The organism is Paenibacillus sp. 10L310, assembly GCF_056395745.1.
The window spans coordinates 433,522-449,921 of the sequence record NZ_JBFTKC010000003.1; the positions used below are offsets into that span (position 1 = coordinate 433,522).

Consider the following 16,400-nt stretch of genomic DNA (forward strand, 5'->3'; position numbering starts at 1 on the left):
GCAAATTGAATCCTGAACTACTGTTGCTAACCTCCGATTTGCGACATATGTCGCAACGTTGGCTTGCCGTCGATCTGTTGCCCGTTTAAGTCTTTTAACATGTCATGTGTTTCGGGTTTGGCTCCGAGCGCCTTGTAAAATAAATCCTGCACCGCCTTGTCATCACCTACGAGTGGACGAACATTGAATTCATCCGACCAGTAGAGACAAGGTTTGATATTACCGTCTGCCGTCAGTCTCAGCCGATTGCAATTCCCGCAGAAATGGCTACTCACCGGGTGAATCAGACCAAAGGTTCCAGCAGCCCCCACTATGCGATAACTGTCCGCAGGTCCATTCCCGTATATCTCTCCACATCTTTCGTAATCCCATCGCGCTCCACATGTTTCCAGTACATGTTCGAGGGGCATATATCCTGATCTCCATCCTTCTCCACTTTCACCAATAGGCATGTACTCAATAAACCGAATATGAATTGGTTCATCCCGAGTCATCAGCAGAAAATCTTCCACCTCATCGTCGTTCACGCCTTTCATCAGCACCACGTTCAGCTTGATCGGATGAAATCCGGCCTTTTGGCTGGCCTTAATGCCTTCCAGCACACGTTGCACCTTGCCGCCTCGAGTAATGCTTGCAAATCGTTCTGGCTTCAAAGAATCCAGGCTTATGTTCACCCTAGTTAGTCCCGCAGCCTTCAGCATATCCGCATAAGCTGCCAAATAGATGCCATTGGTTGTCAATGCGATGTCCTCAATTCCCGGAATAGCGGATAACATCGCAATCAGTTGATCCAGCCCCTTACGAACAAGAGGCTCTCCTCCGGTCAAACGCAATTTCCGAATGCCCAGTGGAGCAAGCGCATTAACGATGGACGTGATTTCTTCATAGGACAGGATGCGTTCTGTCGGTTCAAACTGCATTCCTTCCTCCGGCATGCAATACACACAGCGGAGATTACAACGATCCGTAACCGAAATTCTCAAATAATCATGCACTCTTCCAAACGGGTCCATTAATTTTGATTCCATACACGTACCTCCCTTCTCTAGGGTGCTGTCTTAACATCGGCTGAAGGAGGGAACTTTCTTCCTCTCATCGCTTGTCATCTTGACGCTAAATATAAGGATGTCTCGCTCGGCGAACTGTGCAAAATATCACAAGAAGTGAAACATAGCGCACAGTTGCACATTTATATATGCTCTGTAATCCTTTACCAAACAGGATTCTGGTCTAAATAAGGCAAAATTATGGCAAAAGAAAAAGTGTGAGCAGGCTCACACAGCTCCCTCCTCACGTTTTCTATAATCAAATTGCAACACCACACTATCCCTATTTGGAGGAATGACACATGAACACATACGCAGCAACCATTAATGCCACGGAGTATCCACCGCATTTGAAACATAAAGTTATTTTCGAAACGTTTGATCAGTTGCAACCACAGGAATCCATGTTGCTTATTAACGATCACGATCCAAAGCCTCTTCGATTCCAGTTTCAATCCACACATCCCGATGGCTTCAACTGGGAGTATATTGAGCAGGGTCCTACAACCTTCCAAGTCAAAATCAGTAAATTATAGATTGGAGCTGAACGGCTATGGCGCACGTTGAAATCATTGACGATACTACACTTCGCATCACGCTGCGGCTGGAAGACGCCACAACCATGGTTCAATTGGCACAGCGTGAGCAAGCAGAATATGCGCAAGAGATTATCACCATTTACGAAAAAATGCCTGTGTTCGAATATACTCATTTCTGTTTTTACGCCTATGACAGTGCAAGACTTTTTGAGCGTTTGCTCGGCATGGACCCCAAAGCCTATCTGTCCTTCTCCCTCGATGCGCCGGAGTCATTCTTCTATGCGCTGTACGGTGGAATGGCCGCCCTGTATGAATCATCTCTGCAGTTGGTACAGCAGGCGGATGTAGCTAGTGCAGGATCGGATGTGAACACACATGTCTCCATCTGATGTCCATATTGTTGAATTGGATGTGCGTCTTCATCTGAGTAAAAAGTTGGAGCCGTTTCAACTGATCATGGACACGGTCAAAGGCCTTCAGCATGAAGATGTCTTTGTACTACATGCTCCATTCAAACCAACGCCCCTGCTCGGTATTCTCAAGATGAAAGGATACTCCAGCACATCGGAACGAAAAGGTTCAGATCACTGGGTTACCACGTTTGTGCACAAAAAAAATAAAACCGGTGCCAAAGCATTATCTGCAATGGTTTTATCTGGATTGGAAGTCGATTCTAAGCCCGGTTCAGACGAAGAATCCGCTTCATGCAAAGGACATCCGGAGGAGCAAGTTGTTACCATTGCAAACATTGAAACTCCACAGGCACCCAAAGTTATACTGGACAATCGCGGATTGGAACCTCCACAGCCCATGATGCGAACACTTGCCGCTCTGGAACGTTGCAAACCTGGGGAAGTCGTACTGATTCACAATGACCGTGTACCTGTATTCCTGATTGAAGAGTTGAACAATCTCGGTTGCACCTACACGGTTGAAGATCAAGCCGATGGTACGGCCAAAGTGAGAATTGAAAAAGGGTAAGGAGGCAAAGGCCATGTCCAGGTTGCCGTTTCTTTTTATCATCACGGGCATCTTTGGATTTGTAATGTATCACGCATTCTCCCTGCTCTCGCTGACAGGCTGGCTTGGTGATGAACTCAGAGGACCCGAAGGCTGGTTTCATGCCCATCTGTTTGTGCTCGGGTGGGCAACCATGCTGGCTATGGGTGCCGTTTATCAGTTGATACATGTTATTTTGCAATCCAATATCTACAGTCTGTTTCTTGGTTATTGTCATTATTTCTTGTTCAGTATCGGAATCGTAGGCATGTTATACGGCTTCATCCGTGCAGATGTCATCTGGATTGCAGGTTCTGCTACACTCGCTCTCTCTGGCATTCTGTTGTTCGGATGGAATATGGCCGTTACCCTCATCCGTGCCTCACAGTGGAATCCGGTAACGATCAGTGCAGCTTGTTCCTGTCTTTATCTGGTTCTAACCGGGCTTTCCGGTATGCTGATGGGTCTGAATTTTGCCTTTGGTGATTGGAATGGTCTGCATGAACGATTATTCGGTGCACATATCTGGATGGGAACACTTGGCTGGTTTGGCATGTTAATTACCGGCTTCAGTTACAAAATGCTTCCGATGTTCTACCTGTCCCACGATTATTCCATTCGACTGCAAAAAGTGGTCCTGGTTCTGTGGAATGCAGCTGTAGTTACAGGTGTTGTCGCATTTCTGACAGGTATCAAGGGAGGATTGCTCTGGCTTGCGCTCTTACTTCTAACCGCCGCCCTTCTCTTCTATGTGTATCACTTGGAGCAAATTCAGGAGAAACGGCACAAAAGTAACCCAGGTCCGGGCATTCGCTGGTCTGTCTATGTAAGCCGTGCGTTTGCTGTATATGCTGTTGCCCTACTGATCTATTCCTCGCAAGGGCCTGAACTGCTGCTCCATCCACGTGTTGTTCTGCTGTCTGGATGGCTATATCTCGGGGGTTGGGTGTCTCTCACCATACTTGGTTATGCCTCCAAAATCGTGCCTTTTCTATGGTGGACCCACAAATATGGCAAGCAGGCAGGCAGACCCGGAACACCGCTGATGGCAGGTATGCTGAGTGAACGGTATGTCAATTGGGGTATGCTCGCCATGGTCGTTGGAAGCCTTTTGCTTATCAGTGGAATTCTGATTAATCTGGCTGAGGTCATGATGGTTGGAGGGACGATACTGTCTCTTGTCTCCATCATTTATATAACAAATATTGCTTTGGTATTCAGACGTTAACATTAATAAGGTGGACTGGAGAGTGAACATGATGGAACAAACCACGCATTTGCTGGAATGTCTCAAGGAAGTATATGACCCTGAATTAGGTGTCAATATCGTTGACCTGGGTCTGGTGTATGAAGTAAGGGAAGAGCCTGAACGGGTACATGTACGGATGACGCTGACTACACCAGGTTGCCCGTTGCACGATACAATTGTCGGTGCGGTGAAATGGGTTTTGCAGGAAAATACAAATAAGACCGATATTGATGTTCAAGTCGTGTGGGAGCCACAATGGTCTCCACAGCTGATGTCAAATGAAGCCAAGGAAATGCTGGGATACTTCTAGGCAGAATGAACAGTGACCGGATGAATGAACAAATTGCTGCCGGAATACGAAAAAGCGTACTTAAATCTGATGTTCTCAGACCCAGGTATGCTTTTTGTTTTGCGATGGAAGCCATACTTGATTTACACCCCGGAGATTGCTAGAAGGACGAATGTTGGAGCAGCGTATTCTTGAAAAAAAATAAATAAGGAAACTCCAGAATAGAGTTCCCCTTATATTGGTACCGATCAGTGAATCATTCTATCGATTCCTTGATAGTAGATGTTAGATGTCCTTTGCATAGGATGCTGCTGGCACTTTGTTTAAAACCACGAACAAACGAACTTCCTGATCTCCTGTATTATGAAATGCGAACTCGACCTCACCGCCGCAATGGATCACATCCTCTTGTTTCACCACTTGTTCTTTTCCATCCAGAATAAGTGTACCTGTGCCTTCGACCACCAGCAAAATAACGTCTGTGCCCGGATGTTTATGAACGGGAAGTTGCTGACCTGGCAGAAAATGAAGGACAAAGGTCACTCCACCACCCTGTTGGAATAAAACTCGTTTCGTAAACCGGTCCTCACTAAATGTTTTAACTTCTTGCAATGACGTGATAGTCATCATAATCGTCCTCCTCGATAATGTAATCTGTGAATGCATTCATCTTATCGCAAGAAAGCCCGCATTTCCTTGATCTGAATCAAGAAATACGGGCAAATGAACAGATCATAGTCGGTCCCTTATGGTCGTTTGTTTATAAGATGGTTACACCATCATTTTGCGCAGAGAAGCGATATATCTCGAACGTATAATGATGAAATAAAACGTCTGTGCAAGTACAAAGGCACCAAATACAGTCAACACCGGCATCGTATAATTGGTAATACCGAATTCAGTCAGGAATGGCTTAACTACGACCAAAGTTTCAATGATAGCTACCCCGATCGGTAAAAAGAACAAAATGGCAATCTGAACGGTGGATGATCGTTTCATCTCCTGGAAACTGAGACCCATTTTCGAAAGAGAATGCACCATCTTTCCATCCGCTTCAAGATCGGTATGCAGTCTGAAATACAGAAAGCTTGCAGAAGAGATCGAGAAGATTAATCCGATAAATATGCCCAGAAAGGTAAAGAGTGCTGTACCCTGTCTGTATCTCTCAAAATCTCCATATCGAGTGGTCAGAAATCCGGAGTAATTCTCATCCGAAGCATTATCGCTTCGAATGGTATCTGCGGACGACAGTAGCTGATCGCTAACCATGGCTTCCGAGGAGTGCCGGTCAGGTACAGCATGACCCCATGCCGGAATCTGGTACAGAACTTTGCCTGATAACCTATTTGCATTGAACTGTTGTGTGATCTCTTCAAACTTCTCATCTGGGAGAACGACTACACCTGTAGAATAGATCAAGGTTGCGAAACGTGGCTCTACATCCGTAGCTGTAACTCTTGCTTGCAATGAGCCATCCTCCAGATTCAGAGTCAAGGTTTCTCCTTCCGCATAATTGCGAAACCTGTTTCGATCGATCTGATCCTGATCCTTCTCATTACGTGAATCTACGAACAATGCTGATGCTGAATCCAATTGGAACGTCTTTTTTCCTTGGATCGCATTGAATCGGTTGTAATGACTGAGCGGCATAACCGAGACAGCACTCTGATCCGCATCAGACCAGAAGTACTCCAGATACACTTGCTGATAACTCAAGCCTGCTGCTTCAAGTGTCGAATCAATATAGCTCATATCCATTTGATCCGAAGGAGTGTACACATTGTATTTGACTGGAAAATCGTTGTTTGTAAACTGCTCCCGGTTCTCTTGATCCAGTGACAAAATTACAACCGCACTCATTGAAGCAATCGCAATCACCACGGTCACCATAAAGAGCATGCGGGCATTATCCTTCATTTTATAGCTCATCTCTGAGATCCACAACAGACGTGTACCATGCCATACGGTTTTACGATTACGCTTCAATAAACGGATGATGAGCACGGAAAGTTGTGAATAGAAGAAATACGTCCCGGCTATCCCTGTTACTGCTGCAAGCATGATTGTTCCGCCATTTAACCCGTTGCGGAGTACCACAAAACCTACTGTAAGTAATGCAAAACCCAGAAGTGAGAAGAACCATGAAGCTTTGGGCTCTTTTTTAGGTTTGTTGGTTCCCGTTAGAAGTTCTAACGTCCGTTTGTTTCCTATAAAAATCAATGTGAAAAGTGAAATGCAGAAAAATAATAACAGAAAGGCCCCGATCGTAATCAGAATCGCTTTCACGGGAAAATAAAAAGGCAGATCATCCATCCCGATAAAACGAGTGGTTAACATCAGGAACAACTTGGACAACAACATACCTCCGCCGATACCGGCAATAATGGACAGGCAGCCGATCAACATGTTTTCCAAAATGACCAATCTCCGAATCTGTGCGGGTTCTGCACCAAGTATGGTCAGAATGCCAAACTCTTTATTCCGAGATTTGAGAAAAGCACTGATGGAATACATAACAAAGAAAAATGCAAACACATATACGATAATCGAAGCGATCTGCATCCCCGTAGCGGTTGTGTCACCCATTGGCAACTCTGTCACATATGGATGATAGATAAATACCGCATACGCGAAGAAAATCATGACCATAAACACACTGCTAAGAAAAAAAGCAATATACGCTCGCCCATTACGACGGATGTTATTAAACGCGAACTGAGGAAAGCTCATGTGAATTCCCTCCCCAGAAGGATAAAGTATCAATGATCCGCTGGAAAAACGTCTGTCGATTATCTCCGCGGTGTACCTCGGCTGCCAGCTTTCCGTCCTTGATGAACACGATACGGTTGCAATAACTTGCAGCAAGCGGGTCATGTGTAACCAACATAATGGTCGTTTTCTCCTGCTGGTTAATCTGTTCAAGTGACTCCATGACCGCTTGGGATGACGTAGAATCCAGGGCACCGGTGGGTTCATCCGCCAAAACAATCGAAGGCATATTGATCATGGATCTAGCAATGGCTGTTCGTTGTCGCTGTCCACCCGAAATTTCGTAGACTCGTTTATCCAGAATATGATCAATCCCGAGCTTCGCTGTAATGCGATGTAGTCTGCTCTCCATCTCCTTCAGTTTGACCTTGTCCAGTGTCAGTGGAAGTACAATATTCTCAGCAACCGTCAGCGTGTCCAACAGATTGAAATCCTGAAAGACAAATCCGAGTTCCCGACGCCGGAACATGGCAAGTTCTTTCTTTTTCATATCAAACGGGTTCATGCCATTAATCAGCACCTTGCCGGAGCTGGGTTCATCAATGGTGGAGACCATGTTTAACAATGTGGTTTTGCCACTGCCCGACGGGCCCATAATACCCACAAACTCACCTTGTTTGATTGTGAGATGAATATCACTAAGGGCTTGAGTCTGCACTTTGCCCTGATATACTTTGTTCAGTCCTGATACCTGTAACATTTCCATACGTAATTCCCTCCTGATCCATCATTCTTTATACGTTAATTCTATTCTTATCCTAACCGACCTCCCGTAACGGTGCTATCGAATTACCTTAAACTTCCCTTACAACGCGTTTAAGGTTCTGTTCCCCTGCCTTCTCTATGACACTTCTGTGCATTAAAAAAAGCACCTCGCCCATGGGCAAAGCGCTCTTTACTTCGGATATTTCGTATGAACCCAGCTGAATCTGACCAACGTTCCCTCATTTGGCTCAGAAAACAACTCGACACGGTTATCCAGGCGGGCACTGATCTCACGGACCAGATATAATCCCATTCCCGTAGATTCATGGTATTGTCTGCCCCGTTCGCCTGTAAAATAGGGATTAAACACGCGATGAATATCCTCAGACGAGATGCCGATTCCCTCATCCTGAATGTCCAGGATTGTACGCTCTTCCTGTTTATAGCCGATAATGATCACTTTTTTGCCTGATTTTCTATCGGAATAGTTCACGGCATTGGTCAAAATCTGGGTGAACATGAACCGCAGCCACTTGGAATCACTGTAGATCTGAAGGTCGCCCTCCATACGGATATCCGGCGTAATGCCTCTACGAATAAATAAACGTCGGTTCTCCGCTATACTGCTCCGAAGCACCTCATGCAAGGATAACAGTTCCACCCTGAAATCCCCTTCGAACTGTTCAAGCCGTGATGAATGCAAGACCATTTCAAGTCCTTTGCGCATTTTATCCAACTCATCCTGAATACTGCCCGCCGTCTCATCGTCCACATCTTCCAAGGTCAGTTGGATAATGGACAACGGGGTCTTCATCTGATGAACCCAGCGATTCATGAATACCACCTGCTGTTCCTTGCTAGTACGTAACTGCCCCATCTCGTTCTGCCGATTACGCTCCAGTTCATGTAACAATTGCTGGATGGCTTCCGCCACGACCGAATTTCCAAGCGTTTGGAAAGGCTCGTTTACCCGTTTACGTGGTTGTTCAAGTAGACGATAATACGCTCGTAGCTGGAGGTAACGTATGACCAGATAGACCATCAGTACCACCGTACTGATCAGCATGCCATAAAGGACAATCTTCATCGGACGGCCCTCACCAGAGAGCCAGTAGACACACGGAACCAGCAGCATCTGTAACACATAAAATCCAACTAACATCTGGTGGTCTTTCAGGAAAAGTCTCATTTCCCTTTCCCCTGTGAGGACGAATCCAGATCTAACACACGATAACCCGCTCCGCGAACCGTCTCCAAAATCTCTTCAGCACCCAGCTCCTTCAACTTCCGGCGAACACGTGTAATATAGACATTCAACGTATTATCATCGATAAAATGCTGATCTTCCCACATCTGTTCTAGCAATTTTTCTCGGCTGACAACTCGCCCCGCCTTCGCCATCAGCGCTTCCACCAGTATGGCTTCCTTCTGTGTCAGCTCTATTAAGCGTTCATCATATTCCAATACGAATCGCTCAGGATAAAGGATCAAGGGACCGTTCTTCACCTTTACTTCCTGGTGCACAGCAGCGTAAGAACCATAGGCTCTGCGCAGCTGACTGCGGACTTTGGCAAGAACGACTTCATATTGAAAAGGCTTTGTAATATAATCATCCGCCCCATGCTCCAACGCCATAATCTGATCCATACCACTGTCACGAGCGGAGATGAATAAAATAGGACATATGGAATGTGTGCGTATCTGTCTGCACCAATAATAACCATCATATTGAGGCAAGTTCACATCCATCAGTACCAGATCCGGTTCCATCTTCACAAATTCATCCAATACATGACGGAAATCATCTGTGACCTGTACCTGGAATCCATTTCGGGTCAGATAAGCCGCCAGCAATCCTGCTAACTTGGCATCATCTTCAACCAACAATATCGACTGCATCGTTAACCCTCTTTCCGTTTCCTGACGTCAGTGTATCACATCTAGTTAACCATTCTAGTCGGAAACGGCTTGAAAATAAAGGTTTAGACCACCAGACGTCCCCTCTTCTCTGCCAACCCGATGATAGCTTCCACCCCTGAGTTAAACTCAAGAAAGTCCTGCTCGACCCCATCGCTGAAAATAACACCATCCTCTGGCATCTGGGATACAATGTGCAGTGGTTGCTTTGAATGGATCTGTCCAAACACGAGATTGACCGCAGTCGTCCGGCTCGGGAACGGTTCACGTACTGAAAAATATAAGTACGGCGCATCCCAGTTAAAATGATTCAGCTCTTGCCTGCTCCCATGAATGGATGCCGATGCTGTAGCGACCTCTGCTTCAGAATTCAAGTTCTGCCATGCAGCCGATCCAACAATTCCCGTGGCTCCCGCCAACACACTTTTGAACCAGCCTGTCGATCCCATGCCTGTGGATACAATAATACCACTAGAGGATTGTTGTTCTGTGGATGAACCCAAACGCACTTCATAACGAGCCGATACATGTGTCTTCCGACCAATGAACAGATCATTCACACCATATAGATACTGTCCATCATTGAGTTCCACTTTGGCGAGAGTGACTTCTTTCAAGGTTCGTTGCTTTCGAATGACATCAGGAACAATGAAGCTCAGATCCTCCACGGTAAAAGGTAATAACACGCCATCCCAACGCATCGGATCCGGATTCACACCGATGAGCGGCTGCTCGGTTACGTATTTGAGGGTGTTGGCTACAAGCCCATCCTGTCCAACCACGACCACGATATCCTGATCTCCAAAGATAAAATTGGGCACATGTTCCCGATCAATCGTCTGAACCCGTCCCAATTGACCCAGCTGCTGCTGGGCCTGCTGCACAGATAGCCGATAACGACGGTCTTCCTCCATATAATCACTGAAGTCTGCGCCCAGACGTTCAATATAGAACTGAGCTTGCTGCACCGTGTTATATCGAACCACCAGCTCTTCCAGTCGGGTCCGGCGTTTCACCAAAATCAGCTTGTGTTCGGTCATTCGATCGTCCGTTGTGGCCTGCTGACGTACTGATTTCCCTGCCTGCTCTGCTTGCTCTCTTCTTCCTAATCTCATCTCGCTCGACCTCCCTGATCTCTGCCTGGCGCAGGAGACATCAATCCCTGCAACAGATCTGGAGAGATATTAAGTTGCCCAATCTTGCTAGCATTTTCAGCCAGTTCCTGGAATGCAAGTGCGATCAGCTTATCAGAATTCATGCCCATATTCGCCATTGCTTGCAATACATTCGGCTGTACATTTTGCAATGAATTCATCACGGCGGCAATCTCATACGCTTTTGCATCTGCCTCGGCATTGTGATTGGCAATGGTTAACTCAATCAGTTGTTGCTTCCGTTCCTCCATCGCTGTATTGAACTGAAGCTGCTCCTGCTCCATCTCGTTTTGTTTCTGTTTCACCGAGCGTTCTGTCTGCAATTGGGTCTCACGAATTTGCTGTTTCTTCGTCTCTACGGCAATTTCAGTGTTTAGTTCGTTCTCTTTCACTCGTCTTTCCTGTTCAATGGAGGCATTGCGACGTACATAGAGCGCTTCATCTGCCTGACGCAAAATCTCTTCCCGCGCCTGTGCTTCCAATGCACGCATCGTCTCTTTATTAGGCAGAATGGCCAGAATCGATAGACTCATCAACTCAACGCCCAATTTCTCCAACTCTTCACTTTGCACAACCTCGCGTTTCATGCTGCTTGCCAGCCGTTCACTGGATTGAATAGCTTCTTTCAGCGGCATTTGCTCCAGATGTTTCTTGGTCAGTACTTTGGCTGTGGTGATCACCCGTTGATCCAGCTTGCCGGGGTCGTCGGAGATATACCGATTTTTGCGCAAATTGTACGTGTAATTCAGGCTCTGGGTTATTTTCAAATAATCCACAATGCGATAACTTAATTGCCCCTGCACAGTAACCGTCTGATAATCCGCTGTAATCTCTTCGAACATGAACGGTACATCCACCGAGGATACGGGTAGAACCACTACCGATGTGGTCGGCTCATAATAATAGAAGGACAATCCTACACCTTGACGTTGTACCTCACCATTTTTTACTTTCATGACATATTCACTGGGTTGAAATTTCGCAAATCGGAATCCAAACATGGCTCATTCCCCATTTCTTAATATTGTCGTTTTGATATTATCGAAATGATAACAAATGGATTCAATATTGTCAATACGACATTAACAAAATGTTTATATGCCTATTTAGAGAAAGGGATGAAGTCTGAACCTCATTTTTTCCGCAAAAAATAAAGAGACCGAATCATATGATCCGATCTCTTTACCTGCTTTGTTATTTTCTATTCATGAGTGTTGATAATGCCACCAAGCATCATCCTTCATAATCAAAAGCGCGCTTTTTGAACTATCTCTAATACAGTTGTTCCATCATTCTGGCGACTGCAACAGCACCCTGTGCACGGTTCGCTGTTTCTTTCGGAGCAAACGTGCCATCAGGCATGCCATTTAGCAGCCCAAGTTGTTGCATTGAGGCTACAGCTTCTTTGGCGTATGCTGCGATCTCGGCGTTGTCTACAAACACCATATTTCCTTGTACAGAATTGGTCGCACCCTCACGCTGCACAACCTTCAGTGTTCTGTTCAGCATAACGGCCATTTCTTCTCGTGAAATGCGTTCATTCGCTCCAAAGCTTCCATCTGCTCGGCCTTGAATTATTTCCATTTCCATTCCAAGTCGTACTGAATCGGCATACCACTGCCCTTCCTTCACATCCGTTGGGACTGAAATAGATGGATCCGGCTGGCGTGCATCACCAATACCTTTAATAATCATTTGCAAAAATTGTGCTCTGGTCAGTTCACCTTGCGGGGCAAAACGAGTTGCGCTCATCCCCGAAATAATCCCTTTACCGTAGAGTTTCTGTACCTCTTGGATTGCCCAATTGTGATTTTGCAAATCATGTAATGGCACTTCAACTTCTGCAATGACATAACTGCCGGATTCCAGCGGTTTGAACGCCATCGACTTCGTCTTGTCATCGTACTTGGAATACGTAACAGGTTTCATTTCTCCACTTGGAGATATGGAATGTACAATCATAACTACATCATTTTTCTTAGGTTGCTCCACATTGGATAGAGCAACTTCAACTGCTCTGTTTGTCCATTGGAATGGCTTATTGTTCATTAACAAATTCACATCAACAATTGCATGATTACCGATCGTTTCTTTTTGCGATGTGGACAATGTATCTGTCGATCCTTTTGCTACTACGATGTCGAACGTTCCAGCAGTCTCCGCAATGGTTAGCGGGAGTGATTTTAGAGGAACACGAACGATAGTCTTTCCAACGACTACATCCAGAGATTTCACTTCCTCGGAACGAATCCATGCTGCCAGTTGACTTGCAGCTAACTGGAATGTGACTGTCTTGGCTGTGTCAGGCACATCTGCAAGCAGTTTCAACGTACGATTTCCTGCATCCATGGATTGCAGTGCCTGAGTTAATTGAGTTGCATCCGGACGAATAGAATACTTGTCATTCCCGGTTGCTGTTCCTTTTACCGTTATTAGACCCTTAACTGGCGGATTACCAGGTTCAACCGGTGGTGTTACAGCCGGATTCCCCGTTGAAGGAGCTGTTCCCGGGTTGGAAGGTTGGGATGGTACACTTGGTTGGGATGGCTGGCCAGGGCCAGGTGTTACATCTTGACGTACAAGCTTACTCACAGCATCTTGTAAAGCACGATCCGCATTGCTTACATCTTGCGTTGAAGATTCAACATCCAGAATGAATGCCTTCGCTTCAGAAAGTGCCTTACTGAATACATTCCAGCTTGATGTCGTGTATTCGGTTTGTTTTAATTTCTCAGCGGTATCTACAGTAGTTTGCAGTGCAGATTTGTCCGCTGGGAACGTACCGTATGCTTCAAATTCCATGAATCCTACCCATGTGGGACCTGTTTTAATCGTTACCCGAATGTAACGTCCCTCCGTGCCTTCTGGAAGTACATGGCTAGGTGCGGTCGATACAACAACATCACTTGTGGTGTCCACTACTTTCACAAAATTTTTGTTATCGTTGGACACTTCGATCGTATATTTGATGCCGCCACTCCACATCGACATTTCGATTTTACGGAGGTTAGCAACCTGACCCAAATCCACTTGCCACCAGCTATCCTTCCTCTGGTCTGTTCCCCATGAAGTGTTCGGATTGTTGTCAATTGCACCTTCAGGAGAGTTGGCTTGATTGCCTCCTGTCCCTGCACTACTTGAAGCCGTTGCCGTTTTGCCCGTTGTTAAAGCCTCCAGAGAGACTAGATTAGTAAAGGCTTGTTTCAACGTACTCAGTGCTGAATTCACCTCAGACTGGACAACAGCATTGTTATCTCGGACCTGAATCGCTGCCTGCAAAGACTGTTCCAATACAGACCAGCTCCGGCGTGTATAGGAAGATTTAGTCTGCTGTTGCATTTGTTGAATGTACTGGTGCAGTTGTGTTTTGTCCACATTGGATAGACCTTGAATGGCATCATGCAAACGTTTAACCGCTGTATTCGCATCCGTCTGTGTTGCTCTTGGATCATTCAAGATCTGATCAGCGCCTTCCAGCGCTTTGGTCAATACCGCCCAAGTGGCCGCAGACCAGTCAGCCTGCTGATACGTACGCGCTTCCGCTATTTTAGCTCTGAGCTCGTCAAGCTGCGGGGTGATAACCTGCATCTGCTGCATCACACGTTCCAATGCTGTTGTCGCTGCATCTGTATCTGCTTGATTCACCCCGCCCGGCGTGTATGCCTGTTGGTATACATCATTCGCTGCCGAGATTGCCGGAGCCAGAGTCACCCAGCTATCCAGAGTAAAATCATTCTGTACCAATGATTTGGCTCGTGTAAGTGCCGCATCCAGTTGCTGGCGGTCTGCGGGCAGAATACCCAATCCACGTTTGTACACATCAAGGGACCATAACGCTCTGCCTTCATAAGAATGCCCGCCGTTGGCCGGAAATTCATCGTAGTCAAACATCGCTTGGTTCTCCCATGCATTCCCTTCAGATGCAATCCAGCCTACCCCCGCCGGAATCCACGCTGGCTCCCAGTAGAAGAAACCTGCGCCATGATTTCCTGGCACGTTCGCAATCATGTCCATAATGCCGGCGATGGCATCATATTGACCTTGAACGGTTGCAGGGAAGTCTGCTCCCCCAACATGAAGCGCTTCGTCCGATCCGATGATATTTCCATGAGCGTCCCCGTTTTTGTAGGAAAACGGATAGGACGTTTCAGCGATAATGACATCTTTGCCAAACTCGACTGACACTTCATTCATCGTTTTCTGTACATCCGCAAACGTCCCATGCCAGAACGGGTAATACGACAGTCCGATAATGTCATATTCCAGTCCGCCAGCACTTAACTCTTTAAAGTACCATTTGAACGTATCCACCTTGCCACCTTCAGCCAGATGGATCATAATCTTCACCTTATCCGCGTTATCGGTGATCTCTCCTTCTACTGCACGTACAGCATCAATTCCGCTTTTCAGCAATGCAACATTTTGCTCGAAATCCACGTCGCTGCTCAAACCGTTCAGAACACCACTGTTGATCTCATTACCGATCTGCACCATATCAGGCATGGCGCCCTTAGCTTTCATTTCTCGCACAACTTCATACGTATAGTTGTATACGGCCTGCTTCAGCTCTTCGGGCGAAAGACCTTCCCAAGCTTTGGGAAGAAGCTGCTGGCCCGGGTGCGCCCACTCATCCGAGTAGTGGAAATCCAACAGGATCTTCATACCTTTTTTCTTCACCCGCTCGGCCAAACGAATGACATCGTCCTTGTCGTTGTATCCCCCTGATTTCTGTGGATCATTCCACAGACGAAGACGCACATAATTGACACCGCGATCCTTGAGAATATCGAGCAAATCACGCTCTGTACCGTTGCTGTCCACGTATTTGCCGCCTTTGTCCTCAATGGCAGTCAACGTGGAAATATCAACACCTCTAACATAGTCTGCACGATATCCCTCAACGATCACTTTAGCTTTAAGCTGAGGTTCTGGAGGCGCACCATATACAACTCCTGTTACCGTAAATTCGCCTGCAGAGGCGTATTGCATAGGGTCGATATAATCCCAAGTCACAGGTACCATTCCCGATTTTTCATTCTGAAACTGTGCCTTTACCTCGTTGGGCAGAATTGGCGCACTTCTGGTCACCGTTCTCACTTCGATCTCATCATATCCTTTAATATTGGCTGGTTCAGTTCCTTCTGCTTCTCCCCACACTTTGAACTCCAATATTTCCGGCCAGACACCCTCACCCTTGTAAAAAGATATGTTCAATCTGATGTATCGCACATCATTCTGCTGAAACGTCAGATCAGCGATCTGTTTGGGATCGGCATTTTCATTTTGATCAGCAACGTTGGTCCATGCCTGCTGATCAGCAGATGTTTCTACCATATATTTCACAACCGTGTTTTCTCTCCACGTTATCTCCGCTCCGGACAGATTGTAGTCTTCACCCAGATCAATCATCACCCACTGTGGTTGTTCCGTTGTCACTCCAGCCTTAGCAGCCCAATGCGTGTCACTTTTACCATCAACCAAGTGCTCCTTTTTGCTCCAATGCTCCAAATATTCTGTGCTTACCGAAACCGCCTTGTTAAGTGCCACGTTCACTTTTTCATCTTCTGCAGCTGCTGGACGAACCATCAACCCCAGATCACAGAACAGCATTAGTAATACCAGACACCCGCTTATGTACCTTTTGTTCACTCTTGATCTCCCCCTTTTTGTGTTTGATTGTGCATGGATCAATGAATGTTATGATTCCTCCTCATTGTAAGCGCTTAATAGTGA

Annotated in this window: 14 protein-coding genes; 5 read left to right on the plus strand and 9 right to left on the minus strand. The window is 46.2% G+C overall.

The window, feature by feature from the left end; genetic code table 11:
- Window positions 1-26 precede the first annotated feature (26 nt).
- Window positions 27-1,028, minus strand: coding sequence for a GTP 3',8-cyclase MoaA (moaA, locus tag AC1DE7_RS10975; protein WP_282320964.1), 1,002 nt, complete (start codon window positions 1,026-1,028; stop codon window positions 27-29).
- Between the two features lie 320 nt (window positions 1,029-1,348).
- Between moaA and AC1DE7_RS10980 the strand changes: the two genes are divergently transcribed.
- The 5 genes from AC1DE7_RS10980 to AC1DE7_RS11000 are packed head-to-tail and all read left to right on the plus strand — an operon-like array spanning window position 1,349 to window position 4,143.
- On the plus strand, window positions 1,349-1,582 hold the full coding sequence (locus tag AC1DE7_RS10980) for a DUF2249 domain-containing protein (RefSeq protein WP_036613358.1): 234 nt from the start codon (window positions 1,349-1,351) through the stop codon (window positions 1,580-1,582).
- Window positions 1,583-1,599: 17 nt separating this feature from the next.
- On the plus strand, window positions 1,600-1,974 hold the full coding sequence (locus tag AC1DE7_RS10985; RefSeq protein WP_477534370.1) for a hypothetical protein: 375 nt from the start codon (window positions 1,600-1,602) through the stop codon (window positions 1,972-1,974).
- Window positions 1,961-2,566 (plus strand): DUF2249 domain-containing protein, encoded by a 606-nt coding sequence (locus tag AC1DE7_RS10990; protein ID WP_477534371.1) that lies wholly within the window; start codon window positions 1,961-1,963, stop codon window positions 2,564-2,566. Before AC1DE7_RS10985 ends, AC1DE7_RS10990 begins: the two co-directional genes overlap by 14 nt.
- A 13-nt stretch (window positions 2,567-2,579) precedes the next feature.
- A complete protein-coding gene (locus AC1DE7_RS10995) occupies window positions 2,580-3,812 on the plus strand; it encodes a hypothetical protein (RefSeq protein ID WP_477534372.1) in 1,233 nt (410 codons plus the stop codon).
- A 31-nt stretch (window positions 3,813-3,843) separates the two neighbouring features.
- Window positions 3,844-4,143 carry a metal-sulfur cluster assembly factor gene (locus AC1DE7_RS11000; RefSeq protein ID WP_036613395.1) on the plus strand — a complete coding sequence of 100 codons (300 nt, stop codon included), beginning with the start codon at window positions 3,844-3,846 and terminating at the stop codon, window positions 4,141-4,143.
- A 264-nt stretch (window positions 4,144-4,407) separates the two neighbouring features.
- Here AC1DE7_RS11000 and AC1DE7_RS11005 read toward each other — a convergent pair whose 3' ends face one another.
- The 8 genes from AC1DE7_RS11005 to AC1DE7_RS11040 form a co-directional block, all read right to left on the minus strand.
- A complete protein-coding gene (locus tag AC1DE7_RS11005) occupies window positions 4,408-4,749 on the minus strand; it encodes a cupin domain-containing protein (RefSeq protein ID WP_282322145.1) in 342 nt (113 codons plus the stop codon).
- Between the two features lie 144 nt (window positions 4,750-4,893).
- On the minus strand, window positions 4,894-6,852 hold the full coding sequence (locus AC1DE7_RS11010) for an ABC transporter permease (protein WP_282320960.1): 1,959 nt from the start codon (window positions 6,850-6,852) through the stop codon (window positions 4,894-4,896).
- A complete protein-coding gene (locus AC1DE7_RS11015; protein WP_017687815.1) occupies window positions 6,827-7,597 on the minus strand; it encodes an ABC transporter ATP-binding protein in 771 nt (256 codons plus the stop codon). The genes AC1DE7_RS11010 and AC1DE7_RS11015 overlap by 26 nt, the downstream gene beginning before the upstream one ends.
- 189 nt (window positions 7,598-7,786) lie before the next feature.
- Complete coding sequence (locus AC1DE7_RS11020) at window positions 7,787-8,785, minus strand: sensor histidine kinase (protein ID WP_477534373.1); 999 nt, start codon at window positions 8,783-8,785, stop codon at window positions 7,787-7,789.
- Window positions 8,782-9,495, minus strand: a complete 714-nt coding sequence (locus tag AC1DE7_RS11025) for a response regulator transcription factor (RefSeq protein WP_477534374.1) — start codon at window positions 9,493-9,495, stop codon at window positions 8,782-8,784. The genes AC1DE7_RS11020 and AC1DE7_RS11025 overlap by 4 nt, the downstream gene beginning before the upstream one ends.
- A gap of 83 nt (window positions 9,496-9,578) precedes the next feature.
- Window positions 9,579-10,553, minus strand: coding sequence for a diacylglycerol kinase catalytic domain-containing protein (locus AC1DE7_RS11030; protein ID WP_340390619.1), 975 nt, complete (start codon window positions 10,551-10,553; stop codon window positions 9,579-9,581).
- 71 nt (window positions 10,554-10,624) lie between these two features.
- Window positions 10,625-11,668 carry an SPFH domain-containing protein gene (locus AC1DE7_RS11035; protein ID WP_477534375.1) on the minus strand — a complete coding sequence of 348 codons (1,044 nt, stop codon included), beginning with the start codon at window positions 11,666-11,668 and terminating at the stop codon, window positions 10,625-10,627.
- Window positions 11,669-11,939: 271 nt separating this feature from the next.
- The gene (locus tag AC1DE7_RS11040) at window positions 11,940-16,316 is read right to left on the minus strand and encodes a glycosyl hydrolase 53 family protein (protein WP_477534376.1); all 4,377 of its coding nucleotides are present in this window, start codon (window positions 16,314-16,316) and stop codon (window positions 11,940-11,942) included.
- Window positions 16,317-16,400 lie beyond the last annotated feature (84 nt).